This is a genomic window from Amycolatopsis sp. NPDC114484, from assembly GCF_055633755.1.
Genome location: NZ_JBVKDQ010000030.1, coordinates 63,293 through 81,286, shown reverse-complemented (window position 1 = coordinate 81,286; position 17,994 = coordinate 63,293). Strand labels below are relative to the sequence as shown.

Here is a 17,994-nt window from a genome sequence, read left to right as displayed (position 1 = left end):
TGCGGGTTCAGTCGCACCCGCAGCTGGCGCGCGCGGTCAGGCGCACGTCGAGGATGCGGTCGTCGGGCTGAGTGTTCTCCCGGAGCTTGTCCAGAGTGGACACCGCCGCGTCGGCGAAATCGTCGAAGGAATGCCCGGCGGTGGACAGCGCGGGCCAGCTGTGCGCGGCGGCGTCGGTGCCGCCGAAGCCGATCACCGCAAGGTCTTTCGGCACGCTCAAGCCGAGTTCGGCCGCGACAGTGAGCGTGTCGAGCGCCAGCCCGTCCGCGGTCGCCATGATCGCGCGCGGCCTCTCCGGCGACCGCAGCCATCGCCGGATGTCCGCCCGCGCGGCATGCCGATCCAGGCCGGTGCGGACGACGTTGCCCGCGCTCCTCTTCGCCGCCCGCATCGCGTCGGTCCAGCCCCGGGCCCGATCGGCCACCGGCCCGGACCGCGCGGTCCCGGTGAGGCACCCGATCTCCCGGTAGCCGTGCCCGAGCAGATGTTCGGTGGTCAGCCGCCCGCCCGCCTTGTTGTCCAGCACCACGGACGGCGCGATGGCCCCGGCCGGGGCGTGGTGGTGCAGGTAGACGACCGGAACATCCAAAGTGGAGTGGGTCGCGGCCGCCCCGGCGATCTCCGCGCGGACCAGCAGCAGACCGTCCACGCGCATGTTCGCCAGCGATTCCGCGTACCGCAGCTCCTGCTCCCGGGAGAACGCCGAATTCCCGAGCAGCACAAGGGATCCGCGCGCGAACGCGGCGCGCTCGACCGCGTGGGTGAGCTGGGTGAAATAGCCTTCGCTGCTGTCCGGAACGACCAGCCCGAGCACGTTGCTGCGCGTGGACCGCAACGCCCGCGCGACGAGATTCGGCCGGTACCCGAGCTCGGCGATCGCCTGTTCGACCCGCGCCCGGGTGGCGGGAGCGACCGGACGCGGCCCGTTGTTGAGCACGTAACTGACCACGGCCGGCGAGGTGCCCGCCAGCCGTGCGACATCGTCCCGGGTGACCCGCTGCATGCGCCAGACGATACCCGAAGAGCCGTTGACAGTCCCGATCTACACGTGTTGAATCCCGTGGAGTCGGCAACGCAGGAAAGCTGGTGGTCACTGTGGACTCGCTGGTACGCGCCGCGGAAACCGGGAAAGCCGCCGGGGTGGGCGAAAGCGCCCTCCGTCCGGACGGCAGCGCCAAGGTGACCGGCAGGTTCGCCTATTCGTCGGATTTGTGGATCGAGGGCATGGTCTGGGCGACCACGCTGCGCAGCCCGTACGCGGCCGCGCGGATCCGGTCCGTCGACACGAGCAAGGCGCTCGCCCAGCCGGGCGTGCACGCCGTGCTCACCCACGAGGACGTGCCCGGCGCGAAAACGTACGGAATGAAATCCGCCGATCAGCCGGTCCTCGCTGTCGACGAGGTCCGCTACCACGGCGAACCGGTGGCGCTGGTCGCCGCCGACGATCCGGAAACCGCCCGCCAGGCGGCGAAACTGATCATCGTCGACTACGAACCGCTGACCCCGGTCACGGACCCGATGACGGTACTGGACGAGGGCGTCCGCCCGATACATCCGGACGGAAACCTGGTGCGGCACGTGAAAATCCGCCACGGCGACCTTTCCCGGGCCCGCGCCGAGGCGGATGTCGTGGTCACCGGCGAGTACGAGGTCGGCATGCAGGACCAGGCTTTCCTCGGCCCGGAATCCGGTCTGGCGATTCCTTCCGAGGACGGTGGCGTCGAGCTTTATGTTTCCTCGCAATGGCTGCACAAAGACCTGGAACAGTTAGCACCTTGCTTAGGCCTGCCACCGGAAAAAGTGCGACTTACCCTGGCAGGCGTCGGCGGCGCCTTCGGCGGCCGGGAAGACCTCTCCGTCCACGTGCACGCCTGCATGCTCGCCCTGCGCCTCGGACGTCCGGTGAAGATGTCCTACAACCGCTACGAATCCTTCTTCGGCCACGTGCACCGCCATCCGGCGAAGATGCGCTACGAACACGGAGCCACCAAGGACGGCAGGCTGGTCTATGTAAAAGCCCGCCTGGTTTTGGACGGCGGCGCCTATACCTCGACCTCGCCGGTAGTCATCGCCAACGCGTGCTATTTCGTCACCGGTGCCTACGAGGTCCCGAACGCCGAAATCGACGGCCTGGCAGTGTTCACGAACAACCCGCCGTGCGGCGCGATGCGCGGTTTCGGCGCCGTCCAGTCCGCCTACGGTTGTGAGTCCAATATGGACAAACTGGCGCACGAACTGGGCATGGACCCGATGGCGTTGCGCCTCCGCAACGCCATGACCACAGGTACCGTCCTGCCCACCGGCCAGGCCGTCGACGGTCCAGCCCCCGTCGCGGAACTCTTGCAAGCCCTGCGCGACCGTCCGCTGCCGCCCGCCAGCGCGACCGACTTGCTTTCCCTCCCCGGCGGAGCCGCCAACACGACGCACGGCGAGGGGGTGCGTCGCGGAGTCGGCTACGCGGTAGGGGTGAAAGCGATCGGCTACTCAGGCGGTGTCGACGACATCTCGACCGCCCGAGTCGCTTTGGCCGTCGTAAACGGTGCTCCGGTGGTCTCGGTGCACACCGCCGCCGCGGAATGCGGACAAGGCGTTACGACAGTGCAATCGCAGGTGGCGAGCACGGAACTAGGCGTATCCCGGGTAGTCGTCCTCCCCGCCGACACCCAAATCGGCGACGCTGGCTCCGCGTCCGCTTCCCGCATGACCTGGATGTCGACCGGGGCTGTGCAAGGCGCCTGCCGCTACCTCGCCCGAGAACTCCTGCGCCGCGCCTCTGCCGCTTCTGGCTTCTCTGCGCTCTCCTTGGCCGACGATCAAGTCCTGGACTCCGCCGGACGCCCCGTGTGCTCCATCGCCGACCTCGTCGGTTCGGAGACTCTTTCGCACACCTTCGAATACCACCACCGCCCCACCCAAGGCATCGACCCGGAAACCGGCCAGGGCGACGCACACATCGCTTTCGCTTTCGCCGCCCACCGCGCGGTGGTGGATGTGGATGTCGAATTGGGTTTGGTGAAGGTCGTCGAGCTGGCGACCGCCCAGGACGTCGGCAAGGCGATGAACCCGCTGGCCGTGGAAGGCCAGATCGAAGGCGGGAGCGTGCAGGGCCTCGGGTTGGCGTTGATGGAAGAAATCCTGGTGGACGCCGAGGGACGAGTGCGAAACCCGTCCTTCACTGACTACCTGATCCCGACCGTGCTCGATGTGCCGCCGATGCCGATCAGCCTGTTCGAATTCCCGCACCCGGACTCGCCGTACGGCTTGAACGGCGTAGGGGAGCCGCCGACCCTGTCCTCGACCCCGGCGATCCTGAACGCCCTCCGCTCGGCGACCGGCTTGGCTTTGCCGAACGCCCCCATCCGCCCAGACGACATCGCCCTGGCCGGTGATCGCGGTGCGGATCTGCCAGCCGCTTCGTGACTGCCGCGAGCTGCGATGGCCGGGTCGACGGCGGGGCCCGCGTCGTGACTACCGCGCGTCGCGATGGCTGGGTTGGCACAGGCGGCGTGGGGTGCCGCTTCGTGACCATCGTGAGCTGCGGTGGCTGGATTGGCGTCGGGCACCGCTTCGTGACAGCTGCGGTGGCTGGGTTGGTCCGGGCGGCATCGGCCGCGTTCGTGACCGCCATGCGCCGCAGCGGCCGAGTCGTCGCCGGGCACAGCCGCGTAACCGGCTTCCCCAACGCGGCCGTTCTGCTTGTTCGACCTATCCCGTTCCTGCCCGAGGCCGGAGGTGCCCCGTGGATTTCCTGACCCCTGCGACCTGGGCGGAAGCCCTGGCGGTGAAGTCCGACCGCCCGGACGCCGTCCCCCTGGCCGGCGGCACCGACGTCCTCGTCGAACTCAACTTCGACCACCGCCGCCCGACCGCGCTGCTCGACCTCACCCGGATCGGCGACCTGACCGAGTGGACCGAGAAAGACGGCCGGATCCGGCTGGGTGCGGGTGTGTCGTACACCCGGATCATCACCGAACTGGGCACTCGGCTGCCGGGATTGGCGATGGCCAGCCGCACCGTCGGCTCTCCGCAAATCCGCAACCGCGGCACCGTCGGCGGAAACCTGGGTGCGGCCTCCCCGGCCGGCGACACCCACCCGATGCTCCTGGCCTGCGACGCGACGATCGAGGTCGCGTCCGTGCGCGGCACCCGGATGATCCCGGCGACGGAGTTCTACCAAGGCGTCAAACGCAACGCACTGGCCCCGGACGAGCTGATCGCCGCCATCCATCTCCCGGTCGCGACCGGCCCGCAGCAGTTCGCGAAAGTCGGCACCCGCAACGCGATGGTCATCGCGGTGTGCTCGTTCGCGCTGGACCTGGCCCCGGAAACCGGCTGGGTGGGCGCGGCCGTGGGATCGGCCGCCCCGACGCCGCGCCGGGCCACCGCCGCCGAGGACTTCCTCCGCGACGCCCTCTCCGATTCGTGGGAGTCCCGCGCCCCGCTGCCGGACCCGGTGGTCCGCCGCTTCGGCGAACTGGCCGCGAGCGCCGCGTCCCCGATCGACGACGTCCGGGGCAGCGCGGATTACCGCGTCCACGCGATCGCAGTACTGGCCCGCCGGACGGTGAAGTGGGCCTGGGAAGACTATCGGAAAGGCGGGCAGCCGAAATGCGCCTGAACCTCACTGTCAATGACGAACCCCGGACCGTCGACGAGGTCTGGGAAGGGCAGAGCCTGCTGTTCGTGCTGCGTGACCAACTGGGCTTGCCGGGCTCGAAGAACGCCTGCGAACAGGGCGAATGCGGTTCGTGCACAGTGTATTTGGACGGTGCCCCAGTGTGTTCGTGCCTGGTCGCCGCGGGCCAGGCAGAAGGCAGGAATGTCCGCACCGTCGAGGGCCTCGCGGACGGCGACGAACTGGACGCGGTGCAACAAGCGTTCGTCGAGGCCGGCGCCGTGCAGTGCGGTTTCTGCACGCCGGGGTTGGTCGTCGCCGCACATGAACTCGTGCACCGCGTGACCGCCCCGACGGACCCGGAGATTCGCGAAGCCCTGGCGGGCAATCTGTGCCGCTGCACCGGGTACGAGAAAATCCTGGACGCGGTGCGGCTGGCAGCGGCGCGAGTCGGGGAGGCGGAGCCCGCTAGTCCTTCGTGATGGCGGCCCGTTTGCGGGGACCATCACGTCGGATCAGCACGAGTCTGTGCTCTTACGGCCTCGTTCGAACTGAGTTCTGAGCACCTGCCTGAGGCTGCGGGGCCGCCTTGCACGGTGTCCAGCGAGAAAACCCCGCCCGCTCCGGGCACGGTCAGTTTCGCCCTCAACCACCGGCCCACGGCGGACCCGGCCGCTCTTCACGTTCGGTCAGCGTGGGATCGCCAGTGCCGATCTGCCGACCGGGCTCGGTTTGCGGACTGTTCCTGGGAATCGCCTCTGTGGGCGGCTCCGCTGGTGCCGGTCCGCCGACCGGACTCGGCTAGCCATCGTGCCAGAGCCCCGTGCCCGCGTGCGAGCGTCGGTGCCAACCTGCCGACCCGACCTGGCCCCGTGACCCGCGCCTGCGGGCGGCTCAATTGGCGTCGCTAGCCGACTGGCCTCGGCTAGCGATCCGCGTCGGAAGATCGCGCTCGCGTGCGACCGCCCGTGCCAACCCGCCGACTGGGTCTGGTCTCGTGACCCGCGCCTGGAACCGTGCCTGTGGACGGCTCAGTTGGCGTCGGTCCGCTGACCGGGCTCGGTCAGCGATCTGGGCCTGGGAACCGTGCCTGTGGACGGCTCCGCTGGCGTCGATCCGCCGACCGGACTGGGCCCAAAGATCCGCGCTGGAAATCCCGACCGCGTGCGACCGTCGGCGCCAACCTCCCGACCCGACCCGACCCGGCCCCGCCCGACCCGACCCGGCCCCGCCCGGCCCGACCCGGCCCCGCCCGGCCCGACCCGGCCCGGCCCCGCCCGGCCCGGGTCCCGTGACCCGCGTCGAAAACCCCGCGCCCCCGCGGCTCGCCCAGCCCCAGTCAGAGCCCCTTCATCAGATCCGTCTCGGTCACCCCCGGCCCCTGTCCTTCCCGGATGAACCATTCCGTCCCGAACGCCTCGCCGAACTTGTCGTCCGGCAGGGCAAGGAAGAACGACTCCTCGCTGATCTGGCTCTGGTGCGCGCGCATCGCGGCCCGCTTCACCTTCAGGTATGCCGTGACGTCCACTTCGGCCGTCAGCTCGGCTTCCGGTTTGCCGATGACCATCTCCTCGTCCGGGCCGCCTTCCTCGCCCGCTGCCCGCGCGGATTCGGCGGCTCGGCGGATCTGGTCGCGGTTCGCCGAGCCCTGGTAGACCCGCGGCGTGCCCGCGAGCTCGGCCGCTCGCATGCCGACGCGGTGGACCTGGATGTGGTCCGGGTGGCCGTAGACGCCGAAGTCGTCGTAGACCGTGAGCACGTCGGCCGATTCCTCGCGCAGGATCGTCGCCAGCCGTTCCGCCGCTTCTTCGACCGGCGCGCTCCAGAACGTGTCCGGGCCGTCGTTCGACGGGTCGCCCATCATTCCGGAGTCCTGGTATCCCAAGAACTCCACCCGCGAGACACCCAGCACCTCGGCCGCCGCCTGCGTTTCCTTCACGCGCCGGTCCGCGAGCTGCTCGCCGTCGTCGAGCAGGCCCTCGGGGATCTCGCCCTTTTCCCCGCGCGTGGCCACCACGAGCACCACACGGTGCCCCTCGTCGGCCGCCTTGCGCATCACGCCGCCGGTCATGATCGCCTCGTCGTCCGGATGGGCGTGGAACGTCACCAATGTCGCCATGCCAACGAACCTACCGCCACCCACCGACAAAAACCGGTGCCCGCCGGAAACGGTTTCCGGCGAATCCTCCACACCCTCCATTGTGGACAGGTCGCCCACACGGGTGGACCTGCCGTTTTGTCCGCGCGAGGGGTCCCCTCGCGCGCTCCGGCGCTTGGCTTCTCCCGCCGCCCGGCTTACGTTGGGGTCCGCCGACCGAGGAGGCGTCATGGCAGAACGGACGAAATACATCCTGGACGAGGCCGATCTCCCGGCGCAGTGGTGCAACGTGGTGCCGGACCTGCCCGAGCCGCCGCCTCCGCCGCCGCATCCGGGAACGCGCGAGCCCGTCGGCCCGCGGACCTGGCCCCGCTGTTCCCGCAGGCGCTCATCGAGCAGGAAGTCACGACCGAGCGGTACATCGACATTCCCGAGGAAGTCCGCGACGTCTACCGGCTCTGGCGTCCGTCTCCGCTCTACCGTGCCCGTCGGCTGGAGAAGGCGCTCGGGACCCCGGCGCGGATCTACTACAAGTACGAGGGCGTCAGCCCGGTCGGCTCGCACAAGCCGAATACCGCTGTGCCGCAGGCGTTCTACAACGCGGCCGAGGGCGTCACGCGGCTCACCACCGAGACCGGCGCCGGGCAGTGGGGCAGCGCGCTGGCGTTCGCGTGCGCGACCTTCGGGCTGTCGTGCGAGGTCTGGCAGGTGCGGGCGTCGTATGACCAGAAGCCGTACCGCAAGCTGATGATGGAGACCTTCGGCGCGCAGGTGTACCCGAGTCCATCGGACCGCACTGCCGCCGGCCGCGCGATCCTGGCGGAGAACCCGCAGTCGACGGGCAGTCTCGGGATCGCGATCGGCGAAGCCGTCGAGCAGGCCGCGGCGGATCCGGGTGCGCGGTACGCGCTGGGCAGCGTGCTCAACCACGTGCTGCTGCACCAGACGGTGATCGGCGAGGAAGCCCTCCGGCAGTTCGAACTGGCCGGCGACACCCCGGACGTGCTCGTCGGCTGCACCGGCGGCGGTTCCAACTTCGGCGGGCTTGCTTTCCCGTTCCTGCGGGAAAAACTGGCCGGCCGGATGAACCCGGTGATCCGCGCGGTCGAACCGGCGGCCTCCCCGACCCTCACCCGAGGCCGCTACGCCTACGACTTCGGCGACACTGCTGGCCTCACGCCCCTGCTGAAAATGCACACGCTCGGCCACGGCTTCATCCCGGACCCGATCCACGCCGGAGGCCTGCGCTACCACGGGATGTCGCCGCTGATCTCGCACATCTACGAGCTGGGTCTCATCGAGGCCCTCGCGATCGGTCAGCAGGAATGTTTCGCCGCGGGGGTGCAGTTCGCCCGCACGGAAGGCATCATTCCCGCGCCGGAACCGACGCATGCGCTGGCCGCGTGCATCCAGGAAGCGTTGCGCTGCAAGGAGACTGGCGAGGAGAAGGTGATCTTGACGGCGCTCTGCGGACACGCGCACCTCGACCTGCCCGCGTACGGGGCGTATCTGGCGGGGGACATGGTGGACAACGAACTTCCGGACACGGTGCTGGAGGAATCGCTGGCGGCGCTTCCTTGACGGGTGCGGCTGGCGGAGTGGAGAGGAGGGGCTGAGGGAACTAGCTGGCAGGCGATGCGGCGCTAGTGGGCTGACCGGAAGCGGGCGGTTGGGATCGGTGAGCAGGCGGCAGGCCGGACGGATGGATTAGCTGGCGGCCTAGGCGGGTTGCGGTCGGTTCGTTTGGTGAGCAGGCGGCAGGCTGGACGGATGGATCAGTTGGCGGCCCAGGTGGATTGCGGTCGGTTGGTGTGGTGAGGTGTCGTTGGGTGGAATGGCCTGACGATGGCGGGACGACGGCCCGGCTTGAGTGGGCTGCAGTCGGTTGCGCAGGAAGCGGTCCGGCTTCGTCTCGGGTGACGCGGGGCTCCGGCGAATTGGCTCGGTGCCCGCCTGAGCCCCGTCCTCGCCGTCCTCGCCGTTATCGCTGGGCTTAGCTGACTTGGCGGACGAGCCTGATCCAGCGGATGGGCGGGGTCCTGGCGGCGGAAGGCGGAAGCTCCGGCGAATTACGCCGCGGTGTGTTCTCGCGGGCTGGTTGACGGGGGTTGAATGCCGTGCCGGGTCGGACACCAGCCGGTGTCCGCGGGCTGGCCTGCGCTGGTTATTGGGCGAGGCAAGCAGAGACGGCGAACGGAAGCCAAAAGCCCCGCCGAGCCGAACCGTGGCAACGGCCGGAGCGAAGGACCAGCGCTGGGGCAGGAAGCGAGACCAGGCTCAGACATCCCCGCCGAGCCGCGACCGGCGGGTCTCAAGGAACGTCCGTTCGGTGTCGTTCGTGGCCAACGTGATCGCCTCGGTGTAGGCGGCTTCGGCTTCCGCGCGGCGGCCCAGACGGGTCAGCAGATCCGCTCGGGTGGCGGGGAGCAGGTGGTAGCCGGGCAGTTGCAGTTCGTCCACTAGGGCCAGGGCCAGTTCTGGGCCGTGTACTTCGGCGACTGCGACGGCGCGGTTCAGGGCGACCACGGCGGTTGGCGCATGGGCCAGGAGCTGGTCGTAGAGGGCCAGTACTTGCCGCCAATCCGTCGTGGCGCCATCGGTGTGGACGGCGTTGATGGCGGCTTGCAACTGGTACGGCCCGGGCTGGCCGCGGCGCAGGCATTGCCTTACCAGGGCGTGGCCTTCGGCGATCAGGTCCTGGTTCCACAGCGAGCGGTCCTGTGCGGTCAGGACGACGAGGTCGCCAGCGGAGTCGACGCGGGCCGGGCGGCGGGCTTCGCTCAGGAGGAGCAGGGCCAGCAGGCCTTGGACCTCGGGCTCGTCGGGCATCAGGCCGGCCAGGGCGCGCGTCAGGCGGACGGCTTCCAGGCACAGGTCTGTCCGCACCAGGGGGCCGGAGGTCGAGGTGTAGCCCTCGTTGAAAACCAGGTACAGCACCGTCAGGACAGAGGCCAGGCGATCGGGCAGGGCGGCCTCGTCGGGGACCCGGTACGGGATGCCGGCGTCGCGGATCTTCTTCTTGGCCCGGACGATGCGCTGGGCGATCGTCGGTTCCGGGACCAGGTACGCGCGTGCGATTTCGGCGGTTTCCAGACCGCCCAGCAGGCGCAGGGTCAGTGCGGTCTGCGCGAGGGGCGACAGGGCCGGGTGGCAGCAGGTGAAGATCATCCGCAACTGGTCGTCGCGCACGGGGCCCTCCTCTGCTGGTTCGCCGGGCTGGTGGAGGAGCAGGGCTTGCGCGTGCCGGGCCTCGCGGGTGGATTCGCGGCGGAGGCGGTCGATCGCGCGGTTTCGGGCGGTGGTCACGATCCAGGCGCCGGGGTTGGCCGGCAACGACTCGGCCCAGGCGGTGACGGCGATGGCGAAGGCGTCCTGCACCGCCTCCTCGGCTAATCCGATGTCGCCGAGGAGGCGGGTCAGGGTGGCGACGCAGCGGCCGTACTCGGCTCGGTAGACCGCGTCCAGCGTCACGCAACGTCCTCCGGGCCGTCGGCGAACGGGCGTACTTCGATGGGGCGGCCACAGGCTTGGGCGCACTTATCGGCCCAGGACAGGGCTTCGTCCAGGTCCGCGCATCGGATCACCCAGAAGCCGCCCAGCTGCTCCTTCGTTTCGGCGAACGGGCCGTCGGTCGTCGTGGTGGTGCCGTTCGCCGGGCGGACCACTGTGGTGGCGTGCGAGGGCCGCAAACCGCCGACGAAGACCCAGGCGCCGGCGGCCTTCATGTCGTCGGTGACCTTCGTGGTGCGGGCCATCTGGGCGGCCAGTTCGTCGCCGGTCTCCAGCGTGGTTTCGTCTCCTTGGACAGCAAGCAGATATTGCTTCATGGCGAACTCCTCAAACCGGGTCTCTTACCTTGGCTACGAACGCGCTCGACGCCATTCGACACCCGGTGGGAAAAATCTGTCACCGTTCTTTGGAGACGGTCGCCAGCAGCTCCGGGCCGCGCGCGACTAGGCGTTGCTGAGCGAGCGAACCCCACCACCACGCCAGTGCGACGCCGGTCGCGATCCCGGCGGGAATGCCCAGCCACTGAAGCACGGGCAGGTCCGCGAGCTTTCCGGCCACGCACAGCGCCACCACCGGCAACGCGCCGAGCACGATGAGCAGCGTCGTCGCCAGCATCAGGGCGGCGCGGGCGCAACCGGGCCGCCCGCCGGACGACCACGGGCTGCCGCTGCGGCGTTGATCCGGCAGCGGGAACGCCAGGAAGACCGATTGCAGCATCAGGATTCCGGCTCCGGCGCCCAGCGTCGCCGGGACTAGGCCGAGGACCCACGGGTACGCGCCCGGCACGCCGGTGACGCCGGGCAGGACCAGCGCCAGCACCAAGGCCACGGGGGCGACGATCAGGGCCCACGCCAGTTGCCGGCCGCGTACGTCGGCGCGTTCGGCACCGGGGACGACCAGCGTGTGCCAGAGAGCGCTGCCGTCCATTCCGTACAGGTTGCCGGACTGCATGGACGCGAAAACCACCACTGCGACCCCGAAATACGGCAGCATCACCGACTGTCCGCCACCGCCGGACAGGGCTGGCACGACAGTGATGACGAAGCCGATGAGCAGCGTCGACAGCAGAGCGACGCGTCGGCGGGCGTCCCGCCACCAGGTGTAAAGCTCCTTGCGCGCCACGGCACCGACCGGAGTGGCGGGCAGCAGGCTGCGCCGCGTCCGGGTGCTCTTCGCGCGGGTGCGGGAGGCACCGCGGAAGGACGGGGTGGTGACCTGACGGGCCAGCAACGCGCCCCAGACCAGGACCAGAACCGCCACTGCGCCGAGCAATGCGGCGAAGAGGCCGCAGACGGTGCCCCAATTGCCGACCCCGGCGGCGTGCACCGCGAGCGTGCCCCAACCGGACGGCAGCGCGTGCATGACGCTGACGAAACCGGGCATCTGGCCGGTGACGATCGCCGGGCCGACGCTCTTCATCACGTAGTTCACCGCGACGCCGGACAACCCGGTGAGCGCCACCAGGATGATGCCCAGTTCCTTGCCCTTGCGTGACGTCAGCAGCGCGCCGAGCGCGGCCATCACCACGCGGTACAGCAACACCACGAACGCCAGCTGCAGCACCGTGAACACGAGCCCGACGAGCGCCGCTCCGGCGCCGAACCGCAGCCCGTAGAACACCAGCCCGAGGAACGCCAGCAGGCTTACCAGCGCCGTGACGCCCACGAAACTCGCCGCGAGCAGGCCCACCGCCAGCTTGCGCCGGCCGATCGGCAGCAGCGCGAAGTGTTCCGGCCGCAGGGTGTCGTCTCCGCCGCCGGTCGCGATCGGCGCGAGCACCCAGCCGACCATCCACACCGCGTAGACCGAGGTGAGCAGGTCGACGGTGATCCGCGCTTCCGGCGCCGGGAACACCGCGACGCCGACCGTGAACGCGGCCGCCAGGAGACCGAAGACGCCGCCGACGACGATTCCGGCGATCTGCCGCCCGCGCAGAGAGTTGCGCAGGACCCGCAGCTTCAGTCGGACGAGGACGCCAACCACGCCAGCCCCTCCGCTCCACCGGTCCGCCCGCCGACAATGTGCACGAACGCGTCTTCCAGCGTGCCTTCGCCCCGTACGTCAGCCACCGCGCCCGCGGCGACGACGCGCCCGCGCGTGATCACCGCGACGTGGCTGCACAGCTGTTCCACCAACGCCATCACGTGGCTCGACAGCACGACCGCGCCGCCGGAAGCGACGAACCGCTGCAGGATCGTGCGGATCGTCGACGCCGAAACCGGGTCGACCGCCTCGAACGGTTCGTCCAGCACGAGCAGCCGGGGGCCGTGCAGCAACGCCGTCGCGAGGCCGATCTTCTTGCGCATGCCCGCGGAATAGTCGATGACGAGCGTGCGCTCGGCGTCCGTCAGCTCCAGCACGCCGAGCAGTTCCTGCGCGCGTTCGGCGACCGTGTCCGGCGCGAGCCCGCGCAGCAAGCCCATGTACGTCAGCAGTTCCCGCCCGGTGAGCCGCTCCGGAATGGACAATCCGTCCGGAAGAACCCCGATCAGGCTTTTCGCCCGTTCCGGTTCCCGCCAAACGTCCACTCCGAACACGCGCGCTTCGCCGGCGTCCGGCCGAAGCAGCCCGACCGCCATCGACAACGACGTCGTTTTCCCGGCTCCGTTGGGCCCGACGAGGCCGAAGAACGACCCTCGTGGCACTTCCAGCCGCACATCGTCTACTGCCAGCGTGGTCCCGAACCGTTTGGTGAGTCCGTAAAGCCCCATGGCCGCGTCGTCGGACACCGGTTCCCCCTTCCCGTGGTGTGCGCCCGACTGTACAAGGGGTCACCGACAAAAAGCGGACAGCTCCGGCGGAGTGGTGCCGGAAAGCCGGGGATCAGGGGTTCCGGACATCGCCAGCAGCCCGCGCACGGCCCGGACGAGCTTGGGCCAGGACGTGGGTTTCCGGACGTCGTACGCGCGCAGCAGCTGGCGGAGCATGGTGAGCGTGTCGAAGTAAATGCGTTCGCACACCAGCTGTTCGCCGGCGTCGAACAGGAAGTACGCGGTCATCCGGACCCGGAACCGCCGCCCGGTCGGCGGAATCGTGCCGAGTGGTCCGAGATGCGTGCCGAGAAGCCAGAACTCAACGATTACCGCATCTGCGCTGTGCCGCAGCGCGATGATTTCGTGGTCTTGATCGGGAAAAGCGCGACGCGTTTCGTCGTAGTAGCCGCGCACTGCGGAATCGCCGTCGTGCACGGTCATCGTCGGGACGATCTCGTAGCGCGGGTGCGGGAACGTCGCCAGCACGTCGTCCCAGTCCTGGCGCACCTCGTCGTGGAAGTGGTCGAGGACGAGCTTTTGCCGGGCTCGCAGCACTTCGGGCGCGGGGATCGCCAACGGGTCCACGGGTTCCTCCAAGCCGGGAGAGCGGAACCGCAATTTAATCCACGCTGTGGGTTTAACGCAAGTGCGCCATGATGGAGCCGTGAACACCACGACGCGCCGGGGACGCCCGCGCAAGGGAGACGCCCGGCTGTCGCGGGAAGCGATCCTGACGGCCGCGCTGGAAGTAGTCGACGCCGACGGCGCGGCAGCGGTGAGCATGCGGACCGTCGGGCAGCGCCTCGGCGTGGACGCGAAGAGCCTCTACCACCACATCGACGGCAAAGAAGCCTTGCTCGACGCCGTCGCCGGGCACGTGCTCGGCGGGATCGACCTCCCGGACTTGACCGGTCAGCCCGAAGAAGACCTCCGCGCGATCGCCCAGTCCTTCCGAAAGGCGACGCGCGCGCATCCGCAGGCCGCCGCGCTCGTCCTAACCAGACAGTTGCCGTCCATCGCCGCGCTCGCGCCGGTCGAAGCCGTGCTTTCGGTGCTGCGCAAGGCAGGCGCGTCCCCCGAAGAGGCTGTGCACCTGCTGCGGTCGCTGCTGGCCGTCGTGGTCGGCTCGCTCCTGCGCGAGGCCGGCGCGGGACCGGCGTTCGGCGTCACCGACGAAGCCGGAATCGCCCGCCGCCGGGCCGAACTGGAGCAGACCGAACTTCCCGCCGTCGTCGAATCCGCGCCGCATCTGGCGCGGTGTGATCACGAAGCGGAGTTTTCCTTCGCCGTCGACCTGGCGGTGGCCGCCACGATGCAGCGGCTCGCTACTCCCCGCAGGTGATCTTCGGCTGCGGGTTGTAGCGGACCGACCGGGTGTGCCGCGAAACTTCCCGGCCCGACGCGGCGTCCCGCAGGATCCGGGTGTCGCTCGCGGTGAAACCGGGCGCGCCGTTGGACGCGTGGCAGTTCTCCGCCGGACCCGGTTTCGTCGGCGGCGGCGTCGGGTTCGACCGCTCGCCGGGAACCGATTCGACGGTGTACCGCTTGGTGCCCCACAGTTTCACGGTGATCGACGACGGCGTCCAGACCGTCTGGATCGCGACGCCGGTGTCCGAGTCGTTGGTGAACTTCAGATCGATCACGCTGGCGCCGTTGGGATTCTGGAACACCGTGGCCTCGCGCGCGGCCGGGTAACGGCTGATGTAGTAGCTGTGTTCCTTGTGCCCGGCGTCCTTCATTCCGGAGAAGTACGCCGCGTTGTACAGCGTGGTGGCGAACTGCGAAATGCCGCCGCCGACCTCGCGGGCGGGCGCGCCGTTTTCGATCACACCAGCCTCGACGTAGCCCTGCGGACGTCCGCGCGGACCGGTGAACCCGTTGAGGCTGAACGTTTCTCCCGGTTTCACGATCGCGCCGTTCACCTTCTCGGCGACCACGCGGATGTTCGTGCCGGAGTCGGCGGCGAACCCGCCGGTGCTGAATTCGCCGATGACTTCCTTGACGCCCAGCTTGTCCGCCTGCTCGGTGGTGACCTTCGCGGGCGTCTTCTTGTAGATCGCCTTCAGCTCGCGCGAATCGGTCTGCTTCAGCGTGTTCGGCAGCGGCTTGAGGCTCTGCTCCCAGTCGACCGTGTTGCCGTCGGCGGACGGTTCGACGACCGGTTTGCCGCCGGAGAACGCGATGGCCGCGTCCTTGCCCTCCTGTTCGGTGGACTTCAGCTGCGGCGCGAGCGCGTCGGTGACCTTCTTCGGGTCGACCTGCGGGGCGAGGCCGCCGCCGTCGCCGGGCACGAACGTGAGCGCGCCGGCGATCTGCTCCGGCGTCAGGGTCGCGTCCGCGCCTTCGCCCTTGACCACGATCGGCGCGGACACCGCGGGCTTGGCGAATTCGGCGAGCGCCCGCTGGACGCCCTCGGCGGTGGTGCGAACCGGCGTCGGCGCGACCGGCAGCGTCAGTTCGTTGCTGGAAGCCCAGCCGCTCAGCACCTTCGCGCGAGCGGCCGCGACATCGAGCTTTTGCCCGGCCTGCGGCGGCACCGCGACCGGGGTGGCGCCGTCGAACCGGATCGTGCCCTCGACCGGCTCCCGGTCGACGCGCCCGCGCAGGTCCTCGAGCGCCGGGTCGAGTTTCTCGGCCTCGACGTGCGACACGACGCCCAGTTCCCGGGTGCTGAAGAACGACGCGAGCCGGGTGAAGGGGTTGACCGGCTGGTCGCCCGCCTGGTCGAGGGTGCCGCTCCAGTCGAGCCCCAGCCCGGCCTCGGTCGGCGACAGCTTGGTGTGCGCGTTGCCCGCGGTGACGGTGAGCGGCTGGGTGAGCCGCGGTTCGATCTTCCCGCGCAGTTCGCGTTCGGCGACCGGCCGCTCCAGCCCGCCGACGTCCACGCCGGCCACGACGACGCCGCGCGGCACCCGGCCCTGGCTGGTCAGCAGGTCGATGAGGTAGGCGACGACCAGGACGCCGAGCACGCCGCCGCTGATCCAGCCCGCTTTGCGCAGGCCGCGCCTTCGCGGCGGGGACGGAGGTTCCTCGGGCGGCACGACCGGCAGGATCTCGGTCTGGTCGCTGTCGGTTTCCGGCCAGCGCGGTTCGTACTGCACCTCTACGACCCCTTCGATTCGCTGCGGTCAGGGGCACAGCGTACGGGCCGAGCCGGACATGCCGGACTACTGCCCCCAGCGGAACAAACCGGTCACCCGGCGTCCGGTTCCGGATTGGCGCCGGCGCGGGCGAGGAAGTCGAAGTCGCAGCCCTCGTCGGCCTGCGTGATGTGCTCCGCGTACAGCGCACCGTAACCCCGCTCGAACCTCGGCGCGGGGGCGGCCCACGAAGCGCGGCGACGCTCCAGCTCGGCGTCGTCCACCTGCAGCCGCAACGTCCGGGAAGGCACGTCCAGGGTGATCAGGTCGCCGTCGCGGACGAGCGCGAGCGGACCGCCGACGTGCGATTCCGGGGCCACGTGCAGCACGCACGCGCCGTAGCTGGTGCCGCTCATCCGGGCGTCGGAGATCCGCACCATGTCCCGCACGCCTTGTTCCAGCAGGTGCGCCGGGATCGGCAGCATCCCGTACTCGGGCATCCCGGGACCGCCGAGCGGACCGGACCCGCGCAGCACCAATACGGAATCGGCGGTGATACCCAGCGCCGGGTCGTCGATGCGCTTCTTCAGGTCCGCGTAGTTGTCGAAAACCACCGCCGGACCGGTGTGGGTCAGCAGGGACGGGTCGGCGGCGATGTGCTTGATCACCGCGCCGCCGGGAGCGAGGTTCCCGTGCAGCACGGCCACGCCGCCTTCGCTGGCGACCGGGTTGTCGCGCGCGCGGATCACGTCGTCGTTGTGCACGCGGGCGTCGGCGAGAGAGTCGGCGAGCGGACGCCCGGTGACGGTGATCCGGTCGAGGTGCAGCAGGTCGGTCAAGCGGGACAACAGCCCGGGCAGGCCGCCCGCGTAATAGAAGTCCTCCATCAGCCAGTCGCCGCCCGGCCGGATGTTCGCCAGCACCGGCACCCGCCGTGCGATCTCGTCGAAATCCTTCAAGGACAAGGAGATCCCGCTGCGCCCGGCCATCGCGATCAGGTGGATCACCGCGTTGGTCGACCCGCCGAGCGCCAGCACCGTGGTGATCGCGTCGGCGTACGCGCGTTCGTCGAGGATCTTCGCGATCGTGAGGTCTTCCCGCACCATGCCCACGATCCGCGCGCCGCTCGCCGCGGCCATCCGGTGGTGCGCGGAATCGACCGCCGGGATCGACGCCGCGCCGGGCAGCGTCAGCCCGAGTACCTCGGCGGCGGACGTCATGGTCGACGCGGTGCCCATCGTCATGCAGTGTCCGGGGGAGCGGGCGAGACCGCGTTCCAGTTCGGCCAGTTCGCGGTCGCCGATCGTGCCCGCGCGCCGTTCGTCCCAGTACTTCCACATGTCGGTGCCGCTGCCGAGCACCTCGCCGCGCCAGTTTCCGCGCAGCATCGGCCCGGCGGGCACGAAAATCGACGGCAGCCCCGCGCTCGCGGCACCCATCAGCAGCGCCGGGGTGGTCTTGTCGCAGCCGCCCATCAGCACCGCGCCGTCGACCGGATACGACCGCAGCAGTTCCTCGGTCTCCATCGCCAGCAGATTCCGGTACAGCATCGGCGTCGGCTTCTGGTAGGTCTCCGACAGCGTCGCCACCGGGAACTCCAGCGGGAATCCGCCCGCCTGCCACACGCCGCGCTTGACCTGCTCCGCGCGTTCGCGCAGGTGCTGGTGGCACGGGTTGATGTCGCTCCAGGTGTTGAGGATGCCGATCACCGGCTTGCCGAGGTGCTCCTCGGCCTCGTAGCCGAGCTGGCGGGCGCGGGTGCGGTGGCTGAAATTCCGCAGGTCGTCGCCGCCGAACCAGCGGTGGCTGCGCAAGTCCTCGGGTGCCTTCATCGGGCTGCGTCTCCTCGGTCGGCGGATGGCATCTGATATATGATCGTACGTGTCGACGCTCGGAGACGCCCGCCTGGTTGAATGTGCGGGGACGAGCGCGAAAGCC

The 17,994-nt window shown here is 69.7% G+C and carries 13 protein-coding genes and 1 pseudogene; 5 read left to right on the top strand and 9 right to left on the bottom strand.

All coding sequences use genetic code 11. The features are described 5' to 3' along the window. Positions 1-7: 7 nt before the first annotated feature. Positions 8-1,003, bottom strand: coding sequence for a LacI family DNA-binding transcriptional regulator (locus ACZ7SW_RS40680; protein ID WP_470235689.1), 996 nt, complete (start codon positions 1,001-1,003; stop codon positions 8-10). An 83-nt stretch (positions 1,004-1,086) separates the two neighbouring features. On the opposite strand from ACZ7SW_RS40680, the gene pucD reads away from it, so the two are divergent. The 3 genes from pucD to ACZ7SW_RS40665 all read left to right on the top strand — a co-directional run bounded on the left by pucD (position 1,087) and on the right by ACZ7SW_RS40665 (position 5,097). After that, positions 1,087-3,420 carry a xanthine dehydrogenase subunit D gene (gene pucD, locus ACZ7SW_RS40675; RefSeq protein WP_470235688.1) on the top strand — a complete coding sequence of 778 codons (2,334 nt, stop codon included), beginning with the start codon at positions 1,087-1,089 and terminating at the stop codon, positions 3,418-3,420. 319 nt (positions 3,421-3,739) lie between these two features. Then, on the top strand, positions 3,740-4,618 hold the full coding sequence (locus tag ACZ7SW_RS40670; RefSeq protein ID WP_470235687.1) for an FAD binding domain-containing protein: 879 nt from the start codon (positions 3,740-3,742) through the stop codon (positions 4,616-4,618). Next, on the top strand, positions 4,609-5,097 hold the full coding sequence (locus tag ACZ7SW_RS40665; RefSeq protein WP_470235686.1) for a (2Fe-2S)-binding protein: 489 nt from the start codon (positions 4,609-4,611) through the stop codon (positions 5,095-5,097). Before ACZ7SW_RS40670 ends, ACZ7SW_RS40665 begins: the two co-directional genes overlap by 10 nt. 857 nt (positions 5,098-5,954) lie before the next feature. On the opposite strand, the gene ACZ7SW_RS40660 is transcribed toward ACZ7SW_RS40665, so the two are convergent. Continuing rightward, positions 5,955-6,734 carry a PIG-L family deacetylase gene (locus tag ACZ7SW_RS40660; protein ID WP_470235685.1) on the bottom strand — a complete coding sequence of 260 codons (780 nt, stop codon included), beginning with the start codon at positions 6,732-6,734 and terminating at the stop codon, positions 5,955-5,957. A 208-nt stretch (positions 6,735-6,942) separates the two neighbouring features. On the opposite strand from ACZ7SW_RS40660, the pseudogene ACZ7SW_RS40655 reads away from it, so the two are divergent. Then, positions 6,943-8,294, top strand: a pseudogene (locus tag ACZ7SW_RS40655) (TrpB-like pyridoxal phosphate-dependent enzyme). Between the two features lie 696 nt (positions 8,295-8,990). On the opposite strand, the gene ACZ7SW_RS40650 reads toward ACZ7SW_RS40655, so the two are convergent. From ACZ7SW_RS40650 to ACZ7SW_RS40630, 5 genes are all read right to left on the bottom strand, one after another. Continuing rightward, positions 8,991-10,184, bottom strand: a complete 1,194-nt coding sequence (locus ACZ7SW_RS40650; RefSeq protein WP_470235684.1) for an RNA polymerase sigma factor — start codon at positions 10,182-10,184, stop codon at positions 8,991-8,993. After that, complete coding sequence (locus ACZ7SW_RS40645; protein ID WP_470235683.1) at positions 10,181-10,540, bottom strand: YciI family protein; 360 nt, start codon at positions 10,538-10,540, stop codon at positions 10,181-10,183. The genes ACZ7SW_RS40650 and ACZ7SW_RS40645 overlap by 4 nt, the downstream gene beginning before the upstream one ends. A 79-nt stretch (positions 10,541-10,619) precedes the next feature. Beyond that, positions 10,620-12,206, bottom strand: a complete 1,587-nt coding sequence (locus ACZ7SW_RS40640) for a hypothetical protein (protein WP_470235682.1) — start codon at positions 12,204-12,206, stop codon at positions 10,620-10,622. Continuing rightward, entirely contained in the window at positions 12,182-12,952 is a 771-nt protein-coding gene (locus tag ACZ7SW_RS40635) for an ABC transporter ATP-binding protein (protein ID WP_067582806.1), read from the bottom strand. Before ACZ7SW_RS40635 ends, ACZ7SW_RS40640 begins: the two co-directional genes overlap by 25 nt. A 42-nt stretch (positions 12,953-12,994) precedes the next feature. Further along, entirely contained in the window at positions 12,995-13,561 is a 567-nt protein-coding gene (locus ACZ7SW_RS40630; RefSeq protein WP_470235681.1) for an ester cyclase, read from the bottom strand. A gap of 79 nt (positions 13,562-13,640) precedes the next feature. Here ACZ7SW_RS40630 and ACZ7SW_RS40625 point away from each other — a divergent pair, with 79 nt between their 5' ends. After that, positions 13,641-14,318: a TetR/AcrR family transcriptional regulator C-terminal domain-containing protein gene (locus tag ACZ7SW_RS40625; protein ID WP_470235680.1), complete on the top strand. Its 678-nt coding sequence runs from the start codon at positions 13,641-13,643 to the stop codon at positions 14,316-14,318. Here ACZ7SW_RS40625 and ACZ7SW_RS40620 read toward each other — a convergent pair. Then, positions 14,302-16,077 carry a VanW family protein gene (locus tag ACZ7SW_RS40620; RefSeq protein ID WP_470235679.1) on the bottom strand — a complete coding sequence of 592 codons (1,776 nt, stop codon included), beginning with the start codon at positions 16,075-16,077 and terminating at the stop codon, positions 14,302-14,304. The two genes, ACZ7SW_RS40625 and ACZ7SW_RS40620, sit on opposite strands and share 17 nt — an antisense overlap. A gap of 92 nt (positions 16,078-16,169) precedes the next feature. Beyond that, positions 16,170-17,888 carry an L-arabinonate dehydratase gene (gene araD / locus ACZ7SW_RS40615; RefSeq protein ID WP_470235678.1) on the bottom strand — a complete coding sequence of 573 codons (1,719 nt, stop codon included), beginning with the start codon at positions 17,886-17,888 and terminating at the stop codon, positions 16,170-16,172. Between the last annotated feature and the right edge of the window lie 106 nt (positions 17,889-17,994).